Source organism: Butyrivibrio sp. DSM 10294 (assembly GCF_028539135.1).
GTDB lineage: Bacteria > Bacillota > Clostridia > Lachnospirales > Lachnospiraceae > Butyrivibrio.
The window spans coordinates 24,612-50,284 of record NZ_JANSWL010000036.1 but is presented as its reverse complement, the minus strand read 5'-3'; the positions used below and the strand labels follow the sequence as shown (position 1 = coordinate 50,284).

Annotated in this window: 14 protein-coding genes; 13 read left to right on the top strand and 1 reads right to left on the bottom strand. The window is 45.4% G+C overall.

Translation table 11 applies throughout. From position 1 onward, the window contains the following. Window positions 1-9 precede the first annotated feature (9 nt). From NXH67_RS01675 to alr, 13 genes are all read left to right on the top strand, one after another. Window positions 10-1,272 carry a saccharopine dehydrogenase family protein gene (locus NXH67_RS01675; RefSeq protein WP_272796145.1) on the top strand — a complete coding sequence of 421 codons (1,263 nt, stop codon included), beginning with the start codon at window positions 10-12 and terminating at the stop codon, window positions 1,270-1,272. A 173-nt stretch (window positions 1,273-1,445) separates the two neighbouring features. Further along, window positions 1,446-2,648: a carboxynorspermidine decarboxylase gene (nspC, locus tag NXH67_RS01670; protein WP_272796144.1), complete on the top strand. Its 1,203-nt coding sequence runs from the start codon at window positions 1,446-1,448 to the stop codon at window positions 2,646-2,648. A gap of 24 nt (window positions 2,649-2,672) precedes the next feature. Next, window positions 2,673-3,860 carry an agmatine deiminase gene (gene aguA / locus NXH67_RS01665; protein ID WP_330676548.1) on the top strand — a complete coding sequence of 396 codons (1,188 nt, stop codon included), beginning with the start codon at window positions 2,673-2,675 and terminating at the stop codon, window positions 3,858-3,860. Between the two features lie 25 nt (window positions 3,861-3,885). Further along, window positions 3,886-4,785, top strand: a complete 900-nt coding sequence (gene aguB / locus NXH67_RS01660; RefSeq protein ID WP_272796143.1) for an N-carbamoylputrescine amidase — start codon at window positions 3,886-3,888, stop codon at window positions 4,783-4,785. A 32-nt stretch (window positions 4,786-4,817) separates the two neighbouring features. Next, window positions 4,818-5,717, top strand: a complete 900-nt coding sequence (gene hslO, locus NXH67_RS01655; protein ID WP_022778741.1) for an Hsp33 family molecular chaperone HslO — start codon at window positions 4,818-4,820, stop codon at window positions 5,715-5,717. Between the two features lie 119 nt (window positions 5,718-5,836). After that, window positions 5,837-7,498 carry a bifunctional metallophosphatase/5'-nucleotidase gene (locus NXH67_RS01650; protein WP_022778742.1) on the top strand — a complete coding sequence of 554 codons (1,662 nt, stop codon included), beginning with the start codon at window positions 5,837-5,839 and terminating at the stop codon, window positions 7,496-7,498. Window positions 7,499-7,817: 319 nt separating this feature from the next. Beyond that, entirely contained in the window at window positions 7,818-15,530 is a 7,713-nt protein-coding gene (locus NXH67_RS01645; RefSeq protein WP_272796142.1) for a rhamnogalacturonan lyase family protein, read from the top strand. 162 nt (window positions 15,531-15,692) lie between these two features. Then, entirely contained in the window at window positions 15,693-17,414 is a 1,722-nt protein-coding gene (locus NXH67_RS01640) for a methyl-accepting chemotaxis protein (RefSeq protein ID WP_272796140.1), read from the top strand. A 156-nt stretch (window positions 17,415-17,570) separates the two neighbouring features. Next, a complete protein-coding gene (locus NXH67_RS01635) occupies window positions 17,571-20,336 on the top strand; it encodes a glycoside hydrolase family 2 TIM barrel-domain containing protein (protein ID WP_272796139.1) in 2,766 nt (921 codons plus the stop codon). 95 nt (window positions 20,337-20,431) lie between these two features. Then, window positions 20,432-21,085, top strand: coding sequence for a redox-sensing transcriptional repressor Rex (locus NXH67_RS01630; protein WP_022778746.1), 654 nt, complete (start codon window positions 20,432-20,434; stop codon window positions 21,083-21,085). 33 nt (window positions 21,086-21,118) lie between these two features. Next, window positions 21,119-21,781 carry a hypothetical protein gene (locus tag NXH67_RS01625; protein ID WP_272796138.1) on the top strand — a complete coding sequence of 221 codons (663 nt, stop codon included), beginning with the start codon at window positions 21,119-21,121 and terminating at the stop codon, window positions 21,779-21,781. A 62-nt stretch (window positions 21,782-21,843) separates the two neighbouring features. Beyond that, complete coding sequence (locus NXH67_RS01620; RefSeq protein ID WP_022778748.1) at window positions 21,844-23,400, top strand: bifunctional ADP-dependent NAD(P)H-hydrate dehydratase/NAD(P)H-hydrate epimerase; 1,557 nt, start codon at window positions 21,844-21,846, stop codon at window positions 23,398-23,400. A 29-nt stretch (window positions 23,401-23,429) separates the two neighbouring features. Further along, entirely contained in the window at window positions 23,430-24,587 is a 1,158-nt protein-coding gene (alr, locus tag NXH67_RS01615) for an alanine racemase (protein ID WP_272796156.1), read from the top strand. Here the strand turns inward: alr and NXH67_RS01610 are convergent. Then, window positions 24,575-25,633: a J domain-containing protein gene (locus NXH67_RS01610; RefSeq protein ID WP_272796137.1), complete on the bottom strand. Its 1,059-nt coding sequence runs from the start codon at window positions 25,631-25,633 to the stop codon at window positions 24,575-24,577. The two genes, alr and NXH67_RS01610, sit on opposite strands and share 13 nt — an antisense overlap. Between the last annotated feature and the right edge of the window lie 40 nt (window positions 25,634-25,673).

Here is a 25,673-nt window from a genome sequence, read left to right as displayed (position 1 = left end):
GAGAATAAAATGAGTAGATTATTGGTTATCGGCTGCGGCGGAGTTGCTCAGGTTGCAATCCAGAAATGCGCACAGAACAATAAAGTATTTACTGAGATGTGCCTTGCTAGCCGCACAGTATCCAAGTGCGATGCACTTAAGGACAAACTTGAGAAGCAGGGAACAAGCGTTAAGATCACAACAGCTACCGTTAATGCGGATGACAGCGCCGATGTGGCTAAGCTTATAAAAGAGTACCAGCCCGATGCGGTTCTTAATGTTGCTCTTCCTTATCAGGATCTGGCGATCATGGATGCCTGCCTTGAGTGCAAGGTTGATTACATCGATACCGCCAACTATGAGCCTGAAGATACAGATGAGCCCGTATGGCGCGCAGCTTATGAGAAGAGATGCAAGGAGAAGGGCTTTACCGCTTACTTCGACTACAGCTATCAGTGGGCATATATGGACAAGTTCAAGGATGCAGGTATCACAGGTCTTCTCGGAACAGGTTTTGATCCCGGCGTAACAAGTGTATTTGTTGCATATGCAAAGAAGCACTATTTTGACGAGATCCACAGCGTTGATATTCTTGACTGCAACGGCGGCGATCATGGCTATGCTTTTGCAACCAACTTCAATCCTGAGATCAACCTCCGTGAAGTAAGTGCCAACGGCAGCTACTGGGAGGACGGACACTGGGTAGAGACTAAGCCCATGGAGATCAAGAGAGAGTATGATTTCCCTCAGGTTGGCAAGAAGGATATGTATCTTCTTCACCACGAGGAAATTGAGGCCCTTGGAAGAAACTTCCCTGAGATCAAGAGAATCCGTTTCTTCATGACCTTCGGACAGAGCTATCTTGATCATATGAGATGTCTTGAGGATGTGGGAATGCTTTCCACAAGCCCTGTTATGTTTGAGGGAAGAGAGATCGTGCCTATTCAGTTCCTGAAGGCTCTTTTGCCCGATCCCGCAAGCCTTGGCCCCAGAACAGTGGGTAAGACCAATATCGGCTGTATCTTCAAGGGAATCAAGGATGGCAAGGAGAAGACTCTTTTCATCTACAACGTATGTGATCACCAGGAGTGCTACAAGGAGCTTGGAAGCCAGGCTATCAGCTACACAACAGGTGTACCTGCTATGATCGGCACATCACTTGTGCTTGAAGGCAAGTGGAAGAAGCCCGGTGTATACACAACCGATGAGTTTGATCCCGATCCTTACATGGAGATGCTTAACGAGTTTGGCCTTCCATGGGTGGTTGATGAGAATCCCGTGCTTGTTGACTGATAAATATGATATGTCTGTCCCTCGGAAATGTTGTTCCGGGGGACTTTTTTTATAGTGATTTATGTTTATTTTAGATTTGATAGGCATTTGGCATAGTAAAATTAAAGGGTGATATGTTATTCTAATACATGGCGCTTTTTAGGACGCCGGAATAATAAAGGTGGTAATTACTTATGAATTTAAAAGAAATACCTACTCCTGCGTATGTTATCGATGAGAAAAAACTAAAGAAAAATCTGGAGATTCTGGCTGATGTTCAGAAAAGATCCGGAGCAAAAATATTACTGGCCCAGAAGGCCTATTCCATATATCAGACCTATCCGCTTATTGCACAGTATTTATCCGGATGTACAGCATCGGGTATCTTCGAGGCAAGACTTGCCCATGAGGAGTTCCATGCGCCGGATGGGTCCAAAAGAGAGAATCACGTATATGAGCCTGCCTTCAAGGACGATGAGATGGAGGAGCTCTGCGAGATCTGTGACCACATCGTCTTTAATTCCATAAAGCAGCTACAGCACCACAAGCCTGTGTGGAAGAAGGCCTATGAAGAGGGCAAGATCTCTGTTGGACTAAGAATCAATCCCGAGATCAGCACCGATGATGCACATGAGATATATGATCCCTGCGCTAGTGGCTCAAGACTTGGTATAAGGCTCTGTGATATGCCTTCTAGGCTTCCTGATGGGGTTGAGGGACTTCATTTCCATAATCTATGTGAGCAGGACTTCAAGCCTCTTCTTGATACCTTCAAGAAGGTTGAGAAGGATTTTGCAGCCTATTTTCCGGATACGGAGTTCTCTTATTCAGAGGGTGAAGAGCCCAAGGGAAGTCAGCTTAGATGGATCAACCTTGGTGGTGGCCACCATATCACAAGGGATGACTACGACGTGGAAGGTCTGATTGATCTGGTTAAATATATTAAGAGCACCTATGGACTTGAGGTATATCTTGAGCCCGGTGAAGCCATCGCTCTCTATGCGGGATATCTGGTTACAACGGTCATGGATATTGTTGAGACGGACAGAAAGCCCGTACTTATCCTCGATACTTCAGCAGCCTGTCATATGCCCGATGTTATAGAGATGCCCTATGTTCCGCCTCTTAAGGATGCGGACAATCCGGGAGAACTTCCCTATACCTACAGGCTGTCTTCAAGGACCTGTCTCGCCGGCGATGTTATCGGCGACTACAGCTTTGAGAAGGAGAAGAAGATTGGCGACAGGCTCTATTTTGAGGATATGGCCATCTACAGCATGGTAAAGAACAATACCTTCAACGGAATGCCGCTTCCTGATATTGCTGTGATGCATGACAGGAACGATATTGAGATAATCAGAAAGTTCGGATATGAAGACTTTAAGATGAGATTGTGATCATGAATCTGGAAAGGAGCTGCTTTGCAGAAAATTACCGATAGGGCACCTGTAATGGATGGATACCGTATGCCGGCTGAGTTCGCACCTCATGACGGCACGATCATGATATATCCTGTAAGACCCGGAAGCTGGGGAAAGGACCGAAGCGCTGCCCTTAAGGCTTTTGGTGACATTTTTTTGGAAATATTAAGGAGAGAAAATCTGTATCTTCTTGCCAGCAAAGAGGATTTCGAGGAGGCAAGACTTTTCCTGGATACTCTTATCGTCAAGATGAAGGTTCAGGGAACAGATGAGGATACTCTTAAGCTTATGGAGGACAGATGCCTTATCCTGCCCATAGAGTCTGATGACGCCTGGGCAAGGGATGTGGGACCAACCTTTGTATCAGGCGGTGACAAGCAGATAAGAGGAATAAACTGGAGCTTCAACGCCTGGGGCGGCGAGGTGGACGGTCTCTATGCCTCCTGGGACAAGGACGATAAGGTGGCAGAGAAATTCCTTGATATGTGCGAGATAGATTTTTATGATGCTGCGCCTTTTGTACTGGAGGGAGGTTCCATTCATTCAGATGGGGAAGGAACTGTGATGGTTACAGAGTCCTGCCTTCTGAGCAAAGGAAGAAATCCCGGGCTTACCAAGCAGCAGATTGAGGATATTCTAAAGGAGTATCTGGGAGCGAAGAAGGTTCTGTGGCTCCCCTATGGAATATATAACGATGAGACCAATGAACACGTAGACAATGTCTGCGCCTTCACATCGCCCGGAGAGGTGGTTCTTGCCTGGACTGATAAGGAGGATGATCCCCAGTATGAGATGTCCAAGGCTGATCTTGAGTATCTTGAGAGTGTGACCGATGCAAAGGGGAGAAATATCACGGTTCATAAGCTTCCGATTCCCGATAAGCCGGTAACAATAACCAAGGAAGATCTTGACAACTACGTCTTTGAAGAAGGCGAAGATGAGAGAGAAATTGGAGAAAGACTTGCAGCCAGCTACGTAAACTTTTATTATATTAACGGTGCTGCTCTGGTTCCTCAATTTGGTGGGGATAACGCAGAGAGCGATAAGAGAGCACTGGATATTCTCGGAAAACTCTGCAAAGACAGAGAAGTGATCGGTATTGACGCCAGGGCAATACTTCTTGGCGGTGGAAATATTCATTGCATAACGCAGCAGATCCCTGAGAATGATCTGGGGAAGCAACAGTAAATCTAGGAAATTAAGCAGGTACAAAATGAGAACAAAGGTTAAAGTTGCCTGTATTCAGTACGCCTGTGACAGAGGGGCGGTATCTGATAAGGAGCAGGTAAGAAGAAGTATAGAAAAGGCAGGGGAGCTGGTTAGAGAGGCAGGAGCCTCTGGAGCGCAGATAATTCTTTTGTCGGAGTTATTCGAAAGAAAGTATTTCTGCCAGGAGAGGCGCTATGATTATTATGATTATGCCGTTCCTGCCATGGAAAATGAGGCTGTGAAATACTTTAGTGAGCTGGCAGCAGAGCTCTTTGTGGTAATGCCTGTAAGCATCTATGAGAGGGACGGTAATGTCCTGTATAACTCAGTGGTTATGCTGGATGCGGACGGTAAGAGCCTTGGAGTATACAGAAAGACTCATATTCCGGATGATCATTATTATCAGGAGAAATTCTATTTTACCCCCGGTGATACCGGATTTAAGGTATTTAAGACAAGATATGGCAATGTTGGCGTTGGAATCTGCTGGGATCAGTGGTTCCCGGAGACCGCAAGATGCCTTGCGATTCAGGGAGCGGATATTATTCTGTATCCTACGGCCATTGGTTCGGAGCCTATTCTTGATGTGGACAGTTCGGGGCACTGGATGAGGACTATGCAGGGGCATTCTGCGGCCAATATCATTCCGGTGGCAGCAGCCAACAGAATTGGAACAGAGAGTGTTGAACCCTCCAAGGAAAACGGCGGGCAGAAGTCCAGTCTTTGCTTCTACGGAAACAGTTTTTTGACCGGCGAGACAGGTGAAGTTATTGCAAGGGCTTCAAGGGACAAGGAAGAGATCATTTACGCTGAATACGATTTTGCACAGATAAGGGAGAACCGCCTGTCCTGGGGATTATTCAGGGACAGAAGACCGGAATGTTACGGCGAAATCACCAAATAAGAAACAGATTAGAAGGAAGAATATAGAAAGTTATGGAATATAAGGATTATATGGTAAGAGCTACTGCGGGAAATGCGCAGATCAGAGCTTTTGCAGCAACAACAAGGGACCTGGCTGAGTACGGAAGAAAGGTCCACGGGCTGTCACCCATAGCGGCAGCAGCTCTTGGAAGACTTATGACAGGTACAGTTATGATGGGCACAATGATGGATAACGATGAGGACCTTATCACCGTCAAGATGGATGGCGACGGACCTCTTAAAGGCGTCCTTGCAACCGCCGACAATAAGGGCAATGTCAAGGGCTATGTGTCCAATCCCTACGTAATAATGGAGCCCAATGCAGCAGGACATCTCAATGTGGGCGGTGGTATCGGTGAGGGTACTCTTACCGTTATCAGAGACATGGGAATGAAGGAACCATACGTGGGACAGGTTCCCCTCTACACTGGAGAAGTGGCAGAGGATCTCACTTATTATTTCACCAAGTCAGAGCAGACTCCATCTTCAGTTGGACTGGGTGTTTTGGTGGAGAGAGAGGATCTGTCGGTTATCGCATCCGGCGGCTTTATTATTCAGCTTCTTCCTTTTGCTGAGGAGGAGACAATCAGTCACCTGGAGGAGAATCTCAAGAAGTTCACATCCGTAACGGATATTCTCAAGGCCGGCAAGACTCCGGAGGAGCTGCTTAAGATAGTTCTTGATGGTTTTGATATTGAGTTCACTGACAAGATAGACCTTAACTTCTACTGTAACTGCGACAGGGACCGAGTTGAGAGAGCTCTGATGCTCATCAGCGAGAAGGATATCGAAGAGATGATCGGAGATGGCAAGGAGATAGAGATGTGCTGCCAGTTCTGTAATAAGAAGTACACCTTCAGCGTTGATGAACTTAAGGAAATCAAGATCAAGGCAAAGTCAGCAAAGAAGTAATTATTAGGAAAATATTATCAGATTATAAAAATAGTGTGAAAATTGATGGCTGGTAGATTATAATTAATCCAGCCATCAATTTTTTTATGGTAAAAAACTGAAAATTTAAGGAGGTAAGTATGAAAAAGTATCACATCAAAAGAGTGCTTGCATTTGTAATGGCACTGACTATGCTGTTTACACTGAGATTCCAGGCAGCAGTTTCGCTGGCAGCTCCATCCGTTCCGGCAGACATCAGATCCATAACAACTGTAGCAGCGGATCTATCCGGCAAGACAATTATTCTTCACACCAATGATATCCATGGTGCAGTAAGCAAATATGCTTACATTGCATCAGTCAAGCAGAACTTCCAGAGCAGAGGTGCTCAGGTTATCCTGGTAGATGCAGGCGATTACAGCCAGGGAACACCTTATGTTAATACATCCAAGGGTCTTGACGCCGTTAAGATGATGAATGCGGCAGGTTATGACCTTGCAACCCTGGGCAATCACGAGTTTGATTTTGGCTACTACAAGCTTATGTCCAACTTAAGCCAGGCTAAGTACAAGACCATTTGTGCAGATGTCCTTGGGGCAGACGGCAAGCCCATCGTAGATCCCAATTATATGTACACAACCCACTCAGGAGTTAAGATCGGATTCTTCGGAATGGAGACTCCTGAGACCCAGACAAAGGTTCATCCCGGTCTCATCAAGGGAATCACCTTCCTCTCCAAGGGACAGCTTGCGACCTGTGCCCAGGAGCAGATTGATACCCTTAAGGCTCAGGGAGCAGATCTTGTTATCTGTCTTGCACATCTTGGAATTGATGATGAGTCTGCAGGCGATGGTCACAGAAGTATTGACCTTTATTCCAAGATTAAAGGCGTTGACCTTATGATCGACGGTCATTCCCATACTGTTATGACCGCTGGCCCCAAGGGAGAGCCTATTCAGTCAGCAGGAACCAAGGCTGAGAACATCGGCGTAGTGATTATAGATGATGCCAGCAAGAAGATAGAGGACAGATTCCTTCTTAACTACGACAAGCTTCAGCAGGAAGTAACCACAGCAGCCAAGGCTAACGAACTGTTCAAGGCCATCGACAACCAGTATGGTGTTGTATTTGCCAAGTCAGAGGTTAAGCTCAACGGCGCCAAGGACCCCGGCAACAGAACAGAGGAGACCAACTTGGGCGACCTTATCACAGATGCTATGAAGTGGAGCATTCTTAAGGCTCCCGGAGCTCTTACCGTTGATGCTGATCATGTTGTTGTTATCACCAATGGCGGTGGCATCCGTGCTACAATCGAAGCCGGCGATGTTACCATGAAGGATATCAACACAGTACTTCCTTTCGGAAACACTGTAGCTGTAGTATATGTAACCGGAGCTGAGCTTCTTGAGGCTCTTGAGGCTTCCACTTTCTGCACACCTAAGGCTATTGGTGGTTATCCTCAGACAGAGGGCATCAAGTTTACAATTGATACAACCAAGGCCTTCAAGCAGGGACAGGCTTATCCTGCATCCACCTACTACAAGCCCGCTGCTATCAGCAGAGTATCAATCGAGAGCATCAACGGACAGCCCTTCTCAGCTACAGATACCTATGCAGTTGTAACCAACAACTTCTGCGCTGCAGGTGGTGATACCTATTATTCATTTGTAAGCGCCAGCTCTCAGTTTGACACAGGTATCGTTCTTGATGAAGCTGTAATTGAGTATGTTAAGGAAGTTCTTGGAGGCAAGATCACAGCAGCCAAGTATGGCGCTCCAAGAGGAGATCAGACTCAGAAATAATCTTTATCCTTAAATAAATACGTTTACTCAGTATAAACATAAGAGCCGTAGTCTTAGCAGAAATGCCGGGACTACGGCTTTTTTATATGTGATATTTAGAATCACCAAAAATATTTAAGAAAAATTTATAATGGTCAAAAATGCAAAGTTTAGCTTATAAATTAAGTCGCAATAAAAGAGCAAATTGCATAAAATAACGACATGTAAATAATAATTTTTGTCACTTTTATCAGTCTGCGATCCTGAGGGGGATTGTTTTACCTATCAAAATGTGACAAAAGAAAAATCAACGGGGAAATGAAAAAGGAGGATTGTTGGAATGCATAAGGGGTTTAACGGACGCGTTTCCAAAGGAAAGGGAATGGCCTGCTTTCTTGCCATAACCATGGCCGCGTCAAATCTGTCCGCGATAGCGAACGGCGTAACAGCTTTTGCAGCAGAAGATGAGACCTTGCTGGAGATCAGTGAGGAGGATTCGCAGGAAAGCGCAGAGGAACTAATTCTTGAGGAGGAGCCGGAAGAGGAGGCTGATTTCGAGGAAGAAATCCAGCTGCAGGAGGATGAACCTGATACTGTCATGACTTCTTCAAAGGTTCTTGCTTCAGGGGGCGGACTGATCGCTGACCAGGGAGATGAAGGTTATGCGAACTACATGGAAGACCAGGTCATCGCTGACATAAAATTCGGCGAGGGCCAAAATGCTTCTTCCAGGGATGTTTACAGCAAAGATAAGGGCTACGGCTTCTCCGACGTGGATTATTCTACTGAGGCAAAGGGCTGGTCCGGTAATGTCTATTATCCGAGAGTGCCTGCAGTAACGGCCGGCGCTACTAATGTTAAGGACTATGATTCTTATGTCGCCGTAGATTCCAAGATCTGGACTGAGACTGAGAGCTCAGGCTATGGCGTATATACCTATGAGACAACATCAACCTTTGATGTTGATCTGTACAATGCAGATTACCTCGTGGAGGTAACTCTTACCAATCCCACAGGATCAGCATATACAGCAGCTCTTGAAGCTGAGGATATCTCCAAGAAGTGGGATATTAACGTGGCTGCAGGTGATTCAGTTACAGAGAGCTTCGAGGCAAACCTTGTTGACGGTCAGCTGAACCTTAAGTTCCTTGGTGCAAGCAGCGCAACCAAGATGTCTGACGCCAAGACTACCACAGTATATGTATCTGAGGTGAAGATCACAAGACTTGCTACAGAGGCTCGTGGTGATAAGCCTACTGTTTTCGTTGCTTCTGATTCTACAGTTCAAACCTATGATGAATATTATTATCCTCAGACAGGCTGGGGACAGGTTCTTTCTTCATACTTCGGAGATTTCGTTGAGGAGAGAGAATGCGATGCCTGCGGCTACAGCCAGTCACAGACCTATGAGACGGAGAGCGTTATCGTTGAGAACAGATCAATCGGCGGACGTTCTTCCAAGTCCTTCATTGATGAGGGCAAGTTCGATGATATCCTTGAGGATATCAAGCCCGGAGACTATCTCCTGGTTCAGTGGGGACATAACGATTCTACATATTCAAGACCTAACAGATATGTATCCTCAGAGGATTTTGCCAAGTGGATCATGATGTATGTGGATGGTGCTTATGAGAGAGGAGCAACTCCTGTTCTTGTAACTCCGGTAGCTCGTTACAGCTACACAACAGATTCCAACGGCAATCTTGTTTCTTTTGCCAGCAACTTCGAGAGCTACCGTCAGGTAATGCTGTCACTTGCAAAAGAGTACAACGTTCCTTACGTGGATCTTACACAGCGTTCGATTGATGTCTGCAACAGCTTCGGTATTGAGGGCTCCAAGATGCTCTTTTTGAAGCTTGCAGCAGGAGAGGTGACTTCAGGAGCATATGCCGGCGGCGTGGATGACTCAACTCACCTTCAGTACTACGGAGCTCTTAAGTTTGCCGGCTGCGTTGCAGAGGGTATTCTTGATTACGCTGATGGCAAAGTAAGCGGCAGCGACGATCAGCTTGATGACCTTGCAGCCAAGGTTACTTTCAAATCCGCAACCGAAGCACCGGCTAAGCCCGAAGGCCTTGCCACAACTTCAGTTGGAGCAACCAGCATTTCGCTTGCATGGGAAGCTGCTCAGGGGGCAGAGCTGTATTACATCTACAGAGCAAAACTCGCCGAGGGACAGACAGCAGCAGATGTTAACTTCGAAGGCGCTGAGAAATACTCTGTATCAGGCAAAACCAGCTATGTTGATTCAAAGTGCGCAGGCGGTGCAACCTATGTATATGCCGTTGCAGGCTTTAACAGCTACGGTGTTGGTGAGTTATCCGACAAGATAGAGGTTGGCACCAAGAATGCCGGCTACAGATTCGACTTTAACTATAACAATTCAGCTACTATGGAAGGCTGGACCGGAGTTAATCAGAATGAAATGTATGACGCAGCCAAGGGTTACGGCTGGATCAAGGCTCCCGGTAACGGCAGAGACAGAAAAGGAAACGGCAATTCAGATTCCTCCGCAATGGCTGATGATTTCAACATCGGAGCAGGAGAATTCGCGGTTGATCTTCCCAACGGAACCTATGAGATCACAGTTTATGCTGCAGATCTTTTATCCGGAACCAGCACAATTAAGCCTGCTTATTCAGCAGAGGGAATCTCCATCGGTTCCATCGCCTGCAAGCAGAGTCTTGGAAGCTGCACCGGAGTTGCCAAGGTAACAGATGGACAGCTTAATATCACAGTTGAGGGAACTAACCAGTATATTAACGGACTTACCATAACCTCTCTTTTGGAGTCTCCCGGCAATCTGGCTATTACAGAGCTTTCTTTTGACAAAGGAACAGCAACCTTCCTTCTGTCCTTTACCAAGGTTAAAGAAGCAGTTTCCTACAATGTATATCAGAAGGGCGAGACAGACAGCGAATTCGTACTTGTTAAGAGCTATACAGCCCAGGAACTTATGGACAACGAGCTTGACTGCAGAGCAATGACAGCAACACTCGGTGAGACTTATTCATACTATATGACCTGTGTTGTAGCTGACGGAACAGAGTCCGCACCTAGTAACACGATTGTTCAGGCAATGATGGATCCTTCTGCCAAGGCTCCTTCAGCACCTGTCAAGGTGGTATGTACAGATCCCGCAGAGGGAGAAACAGAGCTTAAGAACAGCATCAGCCTGACTTGGGAAGCTAATGCAACTTCTGAGAATATTCTTAAGTACATTATTTACAGATCAAACAAGCCTGAGTCAGATAAGGGCTTCAAGGAGTTTACCAAGGTTGGAGAATCCACTACAACAACCTTTACCGATGAGAGCGAAGGACTCTCCACCAACATTCATTACTACTACAAGGTAGCTGCAATGAACGCAGGCGGTGTGTCTGAGATGTCTGAGACATGTATTACACCTATTGCCGGAACTCTTACAGCAGGCGGACTTGAGAGCTATGCTTCCAGAGCACTTGTAGCCATCAATCTCGCAGGTAATGCAGGAGCAGAGACTAAGGTTACCGCAACAGACAAGGACGGAAATGAGCTTACTAAGGGAGTTTATCTCTCCTGGAGAGCATTCCCCAAGGATTTTGACGGCAAGACTCTTACTACTAGCTTCGATGTATACAGGAACGGAGCACTTCTTGTTTCCGGTCTTAAGGTTACCAACCTCGTAGACGAGGCAGGAACAGCAAACGATACTTATAAGGTTGTCGGATCCAATGATGATAACATGGCACTTACCGCAGTTGATACTGCTGTATGGGCACAGCAGTATATCGAACTTGGACTTAATAGACCCGATGATGAGACAATGCCCGATGGCTCAACCTGCAGCTATACCGCCAATGATATGTCAGTGGGCGATCTTGACGGCGACGGCGAGCTGGAGCTTATTGTTAAGTGGTATCCAAGTAATGCACAGGACAACTCCAAGGGTGGATATACAGGAAAGACCTTCCTTGACGGTTATGATGTCAACTTCGCAACAGGAGAGGTATCACAGCTCTGGAGAATCGATCTTGGCGTAAATATCCGTTCGGGTGCCCACTATACACAGTTCCAGGTATGGGATTTCGATGCTGACGGCATTGCTGAGATCGCAGTTAAGACAGCAGACGGAACCACAACCTACACAGGCAAAAACGGAGAACTTGTTGAAACAGGTTATGTTGGAGCCTGCAACAGTGATGCACTTCCCACAGATGTCATCAGTCCTGTAAATGACTACAGAAACAGTGGCGGCTATGTTCTTGACGGACCTGAGTATTTCTCAATGTTCAAGGGCAATACCGGTGAGCTTATTGATACAGTGGATTACATTCCTGCAAGAGGCTCAGTTGCAGCCTGGGGCGATGGCTATGGCAACAGAGTAGACAGATTCCTTTCTGCAACAGCATATCTTAACGGAACAACTCCTTTTGCAGTATTTGCCAGAGGTTACTATACAAGAACAACACTTACAGCATATTACCTTACCAAGACTACTGATGATGAAGGTAACGAAACAGAGCAGATCGGTGTTTACTGGAAATTTGATACCAATGATCTTCCAAACGGACCTTCCCTTGAGGCTCAGGGTAACCATGGCCTGTCAATAAATGATGTTGATGGTGATGGGAAAGATGAGATCATCTATGGCTCACTTACAATCGATGATGACGGAACAGTAATGTATTCAACCGGACTGGGACACGGCGATGCAATGCATGTTTCAGACTGGATTCCAAGTCACCAGGGTCTTGAGGTTATGGATGTTCATGAGCATGACAATGCAGCATATCATGTTGAGATTCATGACGCGGAGACAGGTGAAGTGATTACCGGCTACTACACAGGTAAAGATACCGGCAGAGGAATGGCTTCCGATATCGATCCCAGAGCAGAGGGCGCAGAGTACTGGTCAATCGCTAATCCCAATTACACCGGAAGCGATGAGCCTGCATGGAATTCAAGAAATGGCAGCGTATTCGGATCACTTTCAGGTCTTGTTGGAAAGACCGATAAGACAAATGATGCAATGGTAGAGCTCTCAAGCGGAGCAACACCTGCCGTTAACTTCTCAATTTATTGGGATGGTGACCTTCTTGCTGAAACGCAGGATCACACCTTTAACCAGGCTGCATATGTGCCGCTTACAACCACCATTGAGAAGTGGGATTATGAGAGTCAGAAGTCAATAATGCTCTTTGAGTCATCGGAGGTTCATACCAGCAACGGAACTAAGGGTAACCTTGGCCTTGTGGCAGATATCCTTGGTGACTGGAGAGAAGAGATAATTGCAAGAGATGCAGCTGACAGCAGTAAGGTAAGAGTATATGCCACAACAATTCAGACCGATTATGTAGTTCCTTGCCTTCTTTCAGATCTTGCTTACAGAGAAGGTGTTGCATGGCAGAATGTTGGCTACAATCAGCCCGCTCATACAAGCTACCTGATTTCTGAAGGTCTTTTGACATCACAGCTTACAGAGGGCAAGGTTGATCAGTCATCAGCTGAGATTGTATTTACAGCTGCTAATGACGGTTCAAGATATGGACATGACATTGAGGGCTATGAGATCTTAAGAGCCGATGTAACAGCTGATGAAAATGGCAATCAGACAGTATCCGATTATGAGACTGTTGCTACACTGACAATTGATGAGCTTAAGGCAGCATCAGGGGCAGAAAACGGTGAGACCAAGAAGGTAATCACAGGATATACCGACGGAGCAGCTATAAAGAAATATGACATGGGCTACAAGTCAGGTAATGCAGCCGGATTTGTCAGAGTCCTTGCTGATGACTATAACTCAGCTAGTGGTTACGGCTGGGAAGAAGGAACAGGTTCTGCAGTTAACTGGAACAGAGTAGGAGTAGGCATTGAAGACGCCGGAGAGACTCAGACAGATGTAGAAAAAGCCTGCTGCGATCTTGTAAGAGCAGACAATGAACTTAAATTCCTTGTGGATGTTCCTGCAGGAAGCTACAGAGTTGATGTATATGCCGGCGCTGCATACAGCAACAATGCTTATGACAATGCAACCGTTGCAGTGAACGGACAGGATCTTGGAATTGTTTCACAGTCAGCGAAAGTTGCTGATATTGAAAAGACAGCCTATGTAACCTTTGAAGAGGCTTCGCAGATTGAAATTGTTTCCTCCAACGCGGGTGCGCTTGCAATTCTTAATGCAGTAGTTATTTCCGAGGCTACACCTGTTTATCAGGAGATTACGGAGGGAGATGAGACAGATACTACCGCAGTTTACTCCTTTACCGATAAGAATCTTATGGGCGGAACCAGGTATTCTTACAAGGTGGCAGCAATCGTAGACAGCAAGAAGAGCTATAACTCATCAGCGCTTACGATTGAGACTACAATTGCGATAGAGAAGCTTAATGAAGAGTTTGAAGTATTTGAGCTTGTTCAGGATACTCCTCTTGAAAAGGACCAGACTGTAGAGGATCTTCTTACAGCCAAGAAGGACAGCGTTTCCGTAACAGATTCTGAAGGCAAAGAAACAAGAGTAGCAGTTACCTATGACGCTTCTTCAGTTGATCTTTCACAGGTTGGAACCTACATTGCCAAGGCTTTTGTTCGAGGCTATGCTGAGAACCCTATGGAAATAACCGTAGTTGTTATTGAGAATGTACCTACAGGCTATGCATCTTTCGATGATATCAAGGTAATACTTGGCAATGATGTTGAACTTCCAAAGACTGTACAGGCAACCTTCCTTAACGGTACCTCCAAGGCACAGACTGTAACCTGGGATGTATCAACTCTTGATCTTACCAAGGTTGGCGAATATGAGCTTACAGGTACTGTAGACGGAACAAATGATACAGTTAAGATCACAGTAAAAGTGGTTGATGACTTCATTGCAGCAGTCAACAAGACCTATGCAGAAGTTGATTACCTGAGAAACGATGTGATCCTTCCCGAGACAGTGCAGGCTATTTACTCAAGCGGCAAGAAGGCTGACGCCAAGGTAACCTGGGATACATCATCCCTTGACGTAACAAGCCTTGGAAAGACCTTCACACTTACCGGAACGGTAGAGGATTACGATGATGTAGCAGAGATCGATGTTACTGTAAGATATCCTGCAGTTCAGAAGTTTGACTTTGGTATTGATCCAAACAGAGGAGCTGAAGGCTGGACAACCATCACAGTTAATCCTAAGAACGGTACCAAGACCCTGGCTGAATTTGGAAGTGATTACACCAAAGCTAAGGGCTACGGCTTCGAGAATGGCACATCTCTGATGCAGGGACGTACTGAGGGCTTTGAGTACGATGGAATCCTTCCTGTTAATGTTTATACCGACTTTGCACTGCCTGCAGGCGAGACTTTCCTTTATGATGTTGCAAACGGCAAGTATCAGCTTGATTTTATCAGTAATTCCGTATATAAGAGCTCAATTTCCGGAACTGCTGAAGGTGTCAACTTCAAGGCTGATAATGCAGCCGGAACCTATTCTATCGTAACCATTGAGGTAGAGGTTGAAGATAACCAGCTTAATGTGGAATTCGGAGGCGGTACACCAAGAGTAGGCGGTTTCGTTGTTCGTAAGATCATCGATGATGCATCCTATTATGGCGTCGAAGAAGAGGAAGAGGAAGATAATGTTGCTCCTGCCGGAGAGTTTAAGGTTAAGTGGGGATCAACCTATTACATCCTTGAAAACGGCAACAAGCTTACCGGCAAATGGGTTATTGATGGTAAAACCTATTACTTTACCAAGAATGGAACAATGACAAGACTTAGTCAGGTTACCATTGATGACAAGACCTATTTCTTCAATGCTGAGGGACATATGGTAACAGGCTTCTATACCAGATGGGGCAATACAAGTTACTATGACAAGCACGGAGTATTGTTCAAATCCGCAGTATTTGAGGTAGATGGCTTTAAGTATTATGCTAATGCAAAGGGACATATAGTAAGAAGCACCTTTGTTGATCTGGAAGACGGCAGGCATTACTTCGACAGTGAAAGCCACATGGTAATCGGCAGAACAATAACCAAATGGATGAAGAAGTATACATTCGATGAAAACGGTGTATTGATAGATTAATTATCGAATAATGAAAATTTTATAATTAAAAGAGCCTTCGACATATACGTCGGAGGCTTTTTTATATATAATATTAATGCAGTTCGTAATATAGATAAATTTACATTTGTATAACGTGAATACGATGATCGAGACAATTATGTTAAGGAGGTTGCCTACGATATGGAAGGTAGAGTTAGAAAAGGTAAACTGGTACAGAAACTCATTTTTGCAGCAGTTGCGGCTATTATTGTGGTAGCAATCGCCTTAACTGTCATTAGCGGTATTGAGATAGACAAAACCTATACCAATATGTTTAATGAGGAACTTAAGGTTGCTGTTACACAGTTGAACAGTGAAATGAGCAATGTGTGGGACGGCGACTGGTCCTATGTGGATGGCATTGTCTACAAAGGCGAAGAAAATGTAATGGAGGAATACGAGACCATTCTTGATAAGCTTAAAGCTCAGACCGGTGTGGAATATTCTGTTTTCTATGGAAAAGAAAGAGTTATTACAACCATGAAGGACAGCTCGGGAAAGAAAGCTGTAGGATACAACATTTCTGATAAAGTATACAGCGCGGTTGTTCAGAATAAGGGTAATTATTCAGCCAAGACTGTTCCTGCAGGCGCTGCAGAGAGCTATTACTGCTACTATGAGCCTCTTTGCAATGATGACGGCACCTGCATCGGAATGGTATTTGCAGGTAGGGAGAGCAATTCTGTAGAATCAGCTGTTAAGATGATCATCCTTAATATGTCTCTTTTCTCCCTTATAGTTACAGTTGTTGTATCAATCACCGGAATTGTTATTGCAAATAAGTCATCCGTAAAGATGAGAGCCATTGCAGATGAGCTCGGAAGCCTTTCAAGAGGTGAACTTAAGCTTAATATCGACCAGAGCTCAATAGACAGAAACGATGAAATCGGACTTCTTGCCGATGGTGCCAAGACACTCAGTGAGAAGCTTGGCGAAGTAATTAAGACTACCATGGATATGTCCCGGGAACTCAAGGATTCCGGAGCAGAACTGTCCAGCTCCGCGAATCAGGCATCTCATGCATCCATGCAGGTCAGCGAAGCTGTGGATGAAATATCCAAGGGCGCTGTGAACCAGGCTGAAAGCGTAGAAGACGCCGCAGGCAATACTCAGCATATTGGCAAAGATATTGAAGTGGTTGCTGAGAATGTTGAGCAGCTCAACAGTTATACTAATCAGATGAAAGAATCCTGCGAGGCTGCCATGGAAGCCCTTGGCAAGCTCATAGAGCAAAGCGGAGAGGTTCAGGCATCCGTTAAAGATATCGGACAGACCATTGATTCCACCAATGAATCTGCAAGAGAGATCTCCAAGTTCTCAGAGGCTATCACAGAGATCGCATCCCAGACTAACCTGCTGTCACTTAATGCAAGTATTGAGGCTGCAAGAGCGGGAGATGCAGGTAAAGGCTTTGCAGTGGTTGCAACAGAGATTGGCCAGTTGGCTGTTCAGAGTAGTAACAGCGCCGAAGAGATCAAGAAGATTGTTGAGAAGCTGGTTGCCGATTCAGAAGCTTCCGTAGAAGTAATGCAGAGGCTCAACGCAAGCTTTGAGCAGCAGGAGCAGCAGCTTGGCGATACCAGGACCAATATGCAGTCCATGGCTGAGAACGTTGACAATGTTTCCGAATCCATAGGCAGCATTGCTTCCCACGTAGATCAGCTCTCTATAGCTAAGGATAAGCTGGTAGAGATTATTTCCGATCTGTCGGCTATTTCCGAAGAAAACGCAGCATCAACGGAAGAGACCAATGCATCAATGCAGGAGCTGAATGCAACCTTCGCAATCATCTCCGAATCCGCTGCAAAGCTTCAGGAACTTGCCTCCGGCATGACCGATGCAATGAGCTACTTCAAACCTTGATCATAGAATTTAGTGCCCGGGAGTCTCCAACGATTCCCGGGTTTTTTATTGCCTGTAAGCAATTTTCTGATATGGATTGGCAATATGCGCAGTATGCAACCGCAGCTTAAAGAGATATGATTAATAACAAATATATCAAGGTATAAGGTATGGAGCATGTATATAAATCTTGAGGGGAATTGGAAAGTCAGAATTGAAGATAAGGAATATGATGTCATGATTCCGGGGACACTTGATGAGAATGGTGTCGGCGGTGCAGATGAGCTGCTTCTCAAGAAAGAGGGCAGGGAGTTTGTCAAGGCCGATGGGCCAATTGCGAGCAGGTTTACCCGGAAGAATTACTATATGGGAGAAGCTGTTTATTCGAGGGTGATAGACAGTAAGGATGTAGTAGATCCTGATTGCAGAGTTTTTCTTGAGGTGGAGAGATCACGCGGTCTTAAGCTATTTGTGGATGGTAAAAAAGTAGAGTCAATTCGTGGGACCTTATCTACACCGTATGTATTTGAAGTAACGGGACTTGTACATGAGGGTAGCAGGATTGAGCTTGTCTGTGATAACAGCTATGAAGGCATGCCGGCTGCAAATATCCTGTATTCATCGGCTGCTACCGATGAGACCCAGACTAATTGGAACGGGCTTATCGGAAAAGTGGGACTTAAGGTTGTACCCGGTAATTTCATTGATGATCTCAGGATCTACACAAGGGGAAATAGGGCTTATGTGAAGGCGGCTATTTCAGCAGATGCCGGATTTCAGGGGAACATAGTCATCCGCAGCAAGGCATTTAGAGAAGAAGCAGCCCAAATGGCGATCTCCAATACCAACGACTACAGCAACAACTGCATTCAAATTGAGACCGATAGTATTGAGCTGGCTTCCGATGTACTTAAGTGGGATGAATATGAGGATAATCTCTACTGTGTTGAAGCAACTCTCTATGACCTGCAGGGCAAAGAAATCCATAGTGTATATAAGACCTTCGGAATCAGGGACTTTGGCTATGATAATACCGGAAGGCTGACGATAAATGGAAGACGATTCTTTTTAAGAGGCGAAGCTAACTGCGCAGAATTTCCTGAGGAGGGCCACTGGCCAATGGATAAGGACAGATGGCTGGACATCATGGAGAAGTACAAATCCTATGGGATTAACTGCGTGAGATTTCACTCCCATTGTCCTCCTGAGGCTGCCTTTGAAGCGGCTGACAAACTTGGGATAATGGTGCAGCCGGAGCTGTCACACTGGAATCCTGTGGACGCATTTATACCGGAGAACAGTTACGAATATTACAAAAAAGAACTGGTGGAGATTATAACAAGTTATGCGAACCACCCTTCTTTTGTGATGCTGACTCTCGGGAATGAACTGCATTCATCAGAAGCCGGAATATCTAAGATGGAGGAGCTTCTTGATATCGCAAAAAGTATCGATGATACAAGGCTCTATGCCTGGGGATCCAACAATTTCTACGGAGATAGGGGAGCCAATGGAAAGAGCGATTTCTATACCGCAAGTGACTATCGTAAGACGATGCTGAGAGCAACTTCTGCCGGAATGAAGGGGCATCTTAATGAGGACTATCCAAGCGCCTGTCATAACTTCAATGAAGTCTGTAATGAGATCAGAAAAGAATACCGCAAGCCAATTTTTGGCTTTGAAGTGGGGCAATATGAGATACTTCCCGATTTCGACGAAATACAGGAATTCAGGGGAGTATCTGATCCGGTGAATTACAAAATGATCAGGGACAGGGCAGAGCAAAAAGGCGCATTGAAAGACTGGAAGAAGTATGTTGAAGCCACCGGTGAGACTGCGCTTATGTGCTACGGGGAGGAGGTGGAAGCGGTTCTTCGCACTCCTGAAATGTCCGGATTGTCTCTTCTTGGAATCCAGGATTTCCCGGGACAGGGAACCGCACTTGTTGGTATGATGAACTCTCATATGGAGCCCAAGCCCTATAAGTTTGCAGCGCCGGAGAGATTCAGGGAGTTTTTTGCACCTGTCCGTGTACTGGCATGTCTTCCGAAATATACCTACACCTTCAGCGAGCTTCTTTCCTGTGACATTACAATTGCCAACTATGGTAAAAGAGATATCGGTGGAGAGATTGAGGTTGAAATCTCGGAGGAAAACACAGGTATAGGTCTGATGCATCAGACGCAGAGAACGCAGCATTTTCCCAAAGGAGAATTAACCACCGCAGGGAAATTAGGAATCAGATTCTCACTCCTTAAGTCCGGACTCGGAAGAATATGTATACCCGAAGACGTGGGAGTATGTCTTGTAATAAGAATATCTCTTTTGCCGGAAGAAAGCCGGGGGATTGAAAATGAGCCCATTACAAGTACGTACAAGATCTGGGCTTTTCCTGACATAACTCCTGCGAAGCCGGATTCAGTATATGAAACAGCATCTTTTGATGATACAGCCCTGAAGGTTCTTGAAGAAGGCGGCACAGTTTTCCTGTCGCCTGCTTCAGATAAGGAGTCGCTTCCTCATTCTATCAAGGCACAGTTTTCTACGGATTTCTGGTCTGTTGGAACCTTTGATTTTCAGGAGGGCGGAATGGGACAGTATATTGATGACTCCCATCCTCTTTTCAAAAGATTCCCCACAGGAAACCATAACGAGTGGCAGTGGTGGCCTATGGCAGGTAGAAGAGCAGTGTTTGTTCCTGATAAGATCAAGCCCATAATCAAGGAGTTGGACAGCTATTCATATCTAAGAAATATGGCGAAATTATTTGAATGCAGATGTCTGAAGGGAAGGGTTATGTTTTCCTCAATGGGACTTTCGGATCTGCTCGAATATCCTGAGGCAAAGGCGCTTCTTTACGCGATTTATGCCTATTTGGACTCAGATGATTTTGCCCCGACACAGGAACTTACACCGGGAGAGATAAAGGCTTTGTTTGATTGACATTTATTTAACGGACGGCTATAATTGTATCGTTGATTAATTAACAATTAAGTCTTTGATATTAGTCAAAAAATGTAATTGAATAGGGAGTTATCATGTCAGAGAAGGAAATTTCACAGGCGGTCATCAGTCGTCTGCCGCGCTATTTCAGATATCTAGGAGATCTCAAAGAGAGGGGTATTGAGAGAATTTCCTCCCAGGAATTAAGTGATATTATGAAGGTCACTGCTTCACAGATAAGGCAGGATTTCAACAATTTTGGAGGCTTTGGCCAGCAGGGATACGGCTATAATGTAGGCTATCTCTACGAGGAGATCAGTAAGATCCTCGGCATTGACAAGCAGCACAGTCTTGTTATCATAGGCGCCGGCCATCTTGGCAAGGCACTTGCAGGATATACCAATTTTACAAGAAGGGGATTTGTTTTTAAGGGGGCTTTTGATTGCAATCCCGATCTCTACGGCACAATGATCAGGAACGTGGAGGTACGCCCCATCGAGGAGATGGAGGATTTTGTCAAAGAGAACAAGATCGAGATCGCAGTACTGACCATCCCCAAGGAACAGGCAGTGCCCATGGCTCAGAAGCTTGCAGCCTGCGGAATCAAGGCTATATGGAACTTTGCCCATGTGGATCTGGAAGTTCCTAACAATATTCAGGTAGAAAATGTACATTTATCTGACAGTTTAATGAAATTATCGTATAATATAAATAGGTACGAGAAAACATTGAACCCATCCAAGGATTAATAGTCCGAGGGAGGATACCGGAAAGAGACACCGATGGCAAAGAATGACGAAGTGTACATGTCTGCGCTGGAGGGAAAGAGTATTCCCATCCTTACACTGGATAATAAATGGCACCAGCTGTTTACGCAGACGGAGATGACGCCTGAGATTGAGGCTCTGGCGGATCAACTGAATGCACTGGTTGAACGTGATGGCAAGATCAGAACCGAGACCAAGGACATCAAGAAGCTCAAAAAGAAGCTCCTTGCTGAAATTGTCCCCTTGAGAGATCAGGCCACCAAGTCCGGTGACTCTCCCCAGATTGAGAAGGAGATTCAGGACAGAACCCGTCTTATCAATGAATGTAACGAGAGGCTCGACAGTCATACAGATGAGCTTCTGAGTCTTTCCAAAGAGATCTATGATATAGATTACAAGCTTATGATAGAAACCATGAAGGTGTGCTACGAGAGACTTCATGACAATACCGATTATATCAAGGCTATGGATGAATGGATCTCCAAGGTAAGAGTGGAACTTAAGAAAAATGTCATAAGGCTTCAGGAATCGGAGATGGAGAATTACAATCTTTATTCCTATATGCATCAGATCTTCGGACCGGAGGTTATCGAGATTTTTGACATGAAGTATGACCCGGACAGAAGACACCCAGTAAGGCGCCCTCTTGCCGGCAATGAAAATGAATATGTAGAATAATACAGGGCTGCCGTTCTTGGCAGCCTTAATGTTTATGGCCATTTCCCAAAAGGAGGATGACAATGAGATATGCGGTTACCAGCAGTGAGATGAAAATCTGTGACAGAAATACCACTGAGCATTTTGGAATTGACAGCGCTATCCTTATGGAGAGAGCTGCTCTCAAGATCTGCGACAGGATAGATGAGTGGAGAGCCGGGCGCTGCATTAACAGGCCGCTTCGTTGTCTTATAATATGCGGTGTGGGAAATAACGGCGGAGACGGAGCCTGCGCAGCAAGACTTCTTCTTCAGAGGGGATATCGCGTCAATATCTGTGTTCTTGGAGATTATACCAAGTGCTCAGACCTTCTTCTTAAGCAGCTTAAGATTCTGGAAAAGTACAAGATACTCACGGACACTTTTTCCAATATAGTGGACAACAAAAACATTGTTCAGTGGGATATCATAATAGATGCGATGTTTGGAATCGGCCTGTCGAGGCCTGTGTCCGGAGATTACGTTGAGGCTGTTAACTTCATCAACCAGCAGAAAGCTGTTCGAAAGGATGACCTGTTCATTGTTTCTGTCGACATGCCCTCGGGGGTCAATGCCGATAACGGTCAGATATGCCAGGCCGCAGTTAAGGCGGATGCCACAGTGACTTTTAATCAGGTCAAGATAGGACAACTCATGTACCCCGGTTGTGAACAAGTTGGGCGACTCTACGTTGAGGACGCCGGTATCACCGGGGAGAGTTTTCTTGGAAAGGAACCGGAGGCCTTTTTCTATGACGGAGATATAGATAAGCTTCTTCCTTCCAGAAAAAAGGATTCCAATAAGGGAAGCAATGGTAAAGTTCTGATCATTGCAGGTTCCACAGACATCAGCGGAGCTTGTATCCTATGTGCAACAGCAGCGCTCAGAAGCGGCTCCGGTATGATACGCGTATTTACATCAAGTGCCAATGCGGTCGCCGTCAAGACTCTTTTACCGGAAGCAATACTTGATGTGTATGAAGAGGACGAGAATTTTGAAAGCAAGCTTGAGAAGGCTTTTGAATGGTCTACCCAGGCTGTTCTCGGACCCGGCATTGGAACACTTTCAACGGGCAAAAAGCTTGTAAGAAGTGTATTAAAGAGCTATGATAAAAGTCTTGTCGTAGACGCAGATGCAATTAATATCATCGCTGAGGACAAGAAACTCAGAAACCTTGCTGCCAACTATGCTACCGGCGGTAAGAGACTAATTCTTACACCTCATCTTGCAGAGTTTGCAAGACTATACGGTAAGAGTGTTAAGGAATGCAAGGACAATATTCTTGAATATCCAAGACTTCTTGCTTCGGAGCTTCACTGTACGGTGGTCTGCAAGGATGCAAGAACCATAATAGCCGATGGCTATGAGAAAAAGATATATATTAACGTAAGCGGCAATGACGGAATGGCAACAGCCGGAAGCGGTGACGTTCTGTCGGGAATAATGGGGGCATTTATCTGCGATAAGCAGAGTAGCTTCGAGGCAGCGTGCCTGTCCTGTTATCTCCACGGCCTCTGCGGAGATGCCGCAGCGAAGAGGCTTGGCAAGCATTTCATGGCAGCTTCGGATATCACCAGTGAGCTAGCCAATTTATTGGATTAAATTTTATTTATAAGGATGGTTTGAACATGTTGGAAGAATACTCCAGAGTATATGCCAAAATTGATCTTGGTGCCATAAGACATAATCTTGATGCTATGAAGAATAATATACCTGCGGGCACAAGGATGATGGCTGTTATCAAGACGGATGCCTATGGACACGGCGCGGTTCGTATAGCAGAAGAACTGGAGAAAGTGGATTATATCAGCGGATATGCCACAGCCACCGCAGAGGAGGCCTTCGAACTTAGAGACAATGGAGTCAATAAGCCCATTCTCATCCTTGGTTATACATTCCCATATTCTCATAGGAGAATGCTTTTACAGGGAATTCGTCCCACCGTATTTCGTATGGACATGGCAAAAGAGCTGTCTGAGTGCGCACAGGCACTTATAGATAGCGGCGAGCTGTCAGAGCCTGCACCTATTCATATTGCTGTGGATACCGGAATGAGCAGAATAGGAATTACCCCTGATGACAACGGAGCAGATTTTATCAAAGAGGTAGCAGCTCTTAAGGGAGTCAGAATAGAAGGAATATTTACCCATTTTGCCAGAGCGGATGAAAAGGATCTCACCAATGTGAAGGAGAGGGAGAAGGTCTTTTCTGACTTCGTGAATATGGCAGAGGAGAAGGCCGGTATTACAATTCCAATCAAGCATTGTGCCAATTCCGCCAGCATTATAGCAGTTCCCGAATCAAGCATGGATATGGTGAGAGCAGGAGTAACCGTCTATGGGATGTGGCCCTCTGAGGAAGTGCCCAAGGACATAATAGATCTTAAACCCACCATGGAGCTTATCAGTCATATAGTAATGATCAAAGAGGTTCCTGCAGGAACACCTGTAAGCTACGGCGGAACCTATGTGACCGGTGACAGCACCAGGATCGCAACCATTCCCGTAGGCTACGGCGACGGATATCCAAGGAGTCTGTCCAACAAGGGCTATGTACTTATAAATGGCAGACGCGCCAACATTTTGGGACGCGTGTGCATGGATCAGTTCATGGTGGATGTTACTGATATTCCCGATGCAGCAGAGGGGGATGAAGTAGTCCTTCTCGGAAGAGATAAAAAGAGCGGTGAGGAGATCACCGCAGAGTTTCTTGGAGAGCTCAGCGGAAGATTCAACTATGAGCTCACCTGTGATATTAACAAAAGAGTACCAAGAGTTTATGTTTCCTGAAATCTTTTACTCTTTTTGGCCTTGTCATACTGGACGTTGATTTCCTGGAGTGCCCGGGTATCACCGTCCATATTGTCGGGATGATAGAGCTTGACCAGGGATCTGTATTTTTTATCAAGGCTTTCCTTTGAACTGCAACCGGCAAAGAAATCAAAGCCGGGATTTTCATCATCGTAGTCTTCATCAGATTCGTCGTCATCATATTCTTCTTCGTAATATTCCTCATCATCAGAATACTCATCAGGGTAGCCATATTCACTGTCTTCCGGATAGTCTTCCTCATCCTCATATTCAGCTTCGTCTTTATAGTAATCATCTTCGTAGTAATCATCTTCATATCGATCATCAGAAGCCTCGTCCTCATAGAAGGTGTCAACCTTGGACCAGCGAGGCGATTTCTCATATTCATCATTTTCGAATTCATCGTGATGGCGCCTCAGCCACTTTTCATAGGTTTTCTCATCATGCTTTTTACCGGCATCCCTAAACAGCAGGAAATATCTGCCCTGAATCTGTTTTGCCGGAGATTTGCCAAGGATCAGACGTAGGATATAAATCGCTGCGTCCACGCATACTGCCCCGAAGAGTACCGCTGAATAGGAGGCAAATACTGAGATACACAGCAGCACGCTTACCACGGGAACAAACATCAGTATCGTAACAACCAAAAGAACAATGTATGCAGGGCCCACGTGCAGAACGTAAACTGTATCATTCCACCAGGAAATAAGCTCTCTGTACATTACAGCGACTGTGTTAGTGCCTGCATCAAGAAGCCTGTTTGCTTCGTTAACTCCCTCAGCCGGAAGGAAATCTGCTTCGGAGACATGAAAGGACCCTGTTATCAGCAGCACAATGTTCACAACAAAAAGCCCGGAGAATACTACAGCTGTAACCGGGAGAACACAGAAAAAGTACTTGATGCAGTTGAAAAAGTTTTTTAAAAACCAGGATATCAAAGAAAAGAAAGCTCTCAAAGCACTAACAATTATTCCCCCGAGTGCATTTGCAGCCATCGTAACAATCGAAACCATTTTATTCCCCATTTATTCTGATATTGTGATGATCACTTTTCTAATTTTATCC

What these genes read in the sequence shown, in the direction of transcription:
- NXH67_RS01675 (WP_272796145.1), top strand. Translation starts at nt 10, where the DNA reads ATGAGTAGATTATTGGTTATCGGCTGCGGCGGAGTTGCTCAGGTTGCA.
- nspC (WP_272796144.1), top strand. Translation starts at nt 1,446, where the DNA reads ATGAATTTAAAAGAAATACCTACTCCTGCGTATGTTATCGATGAGAAA.
- aguB (WP_272796143.1), top strand. Translation starts at nt 3,886, where the DNA reads ATGAGAACAAAGGTTAAAGTTGCCTGTATTCAGTACGCCTGTGACAGA.
- hslO (WP_022778741.1), top strand. Translation starts at nt 4,818, where the DNA reads ATGGAATATAAGGATTATATGGTAAGAGCTACTGCGGGAAATGCGCAG.
- NXH67_RS01650 (WP_022778742.1), top strand. Translation starts at nt 5,837, where the DNA reads ATGAAAAAGTATCACATCAAAAGAGTGCTTGCATTTGTAATGGCACTG.
- NXH67_RS01645 (WP_272796142.1), top strand. Translation starts at nt 7,818, where the DNA reads ATGCATAAGGGGTTTAACGGACGCGTTTCCAAAGGAAAGGGAATGGCC.
- NXH67_RS01640 (WP_272796140.1), top strand. Translation starts at nt 15,693, where the DNA reads ATGGAAGGTAGAGTTAGAAAAGGTAAACTGGTACAGAAACTCATTTTT.
- NXH67_RS01635 (WP_272796139.1), top strand. Translation starts at nt 17,571, where the DNA reads ATGTATATAAATCTTGAGGGGAATTGGAAAGTCAGAATTGAAGATAAG.
- NXH67_RS01630 (WP_022778746.1), top strand. Translation starts at nt 20,432, where the DNA reads ATGTCAGAGAAGGAAATTTCACAGGCGGTCATCAGTCGTCTGCCGCGC.
- NXH67_RS01625 (WP_272796138.1), top strand. Translation starts at nt 21,119, where the DNA reads ATGGCAAAGAATGACGAAGTGTACATGTCTGCGCTGGAGGGAAAGAGT.
- NXH67_RS01620 (WP_022778748.1), top strand. Translation starts at nt 21,844, where the DNA reads ATGAGATATGCGGTTACCAGCAGTGAGATGAAAATCTGTGACAGAAAT.
- NXH67_RS01610 (WP_272796137.1), bottom strand. Translation starts at nt 25,633, where the DNA reads ATGGGGAATAAAATGGTTTCGATTGTTACGATGGCTGCAAATGCACTC.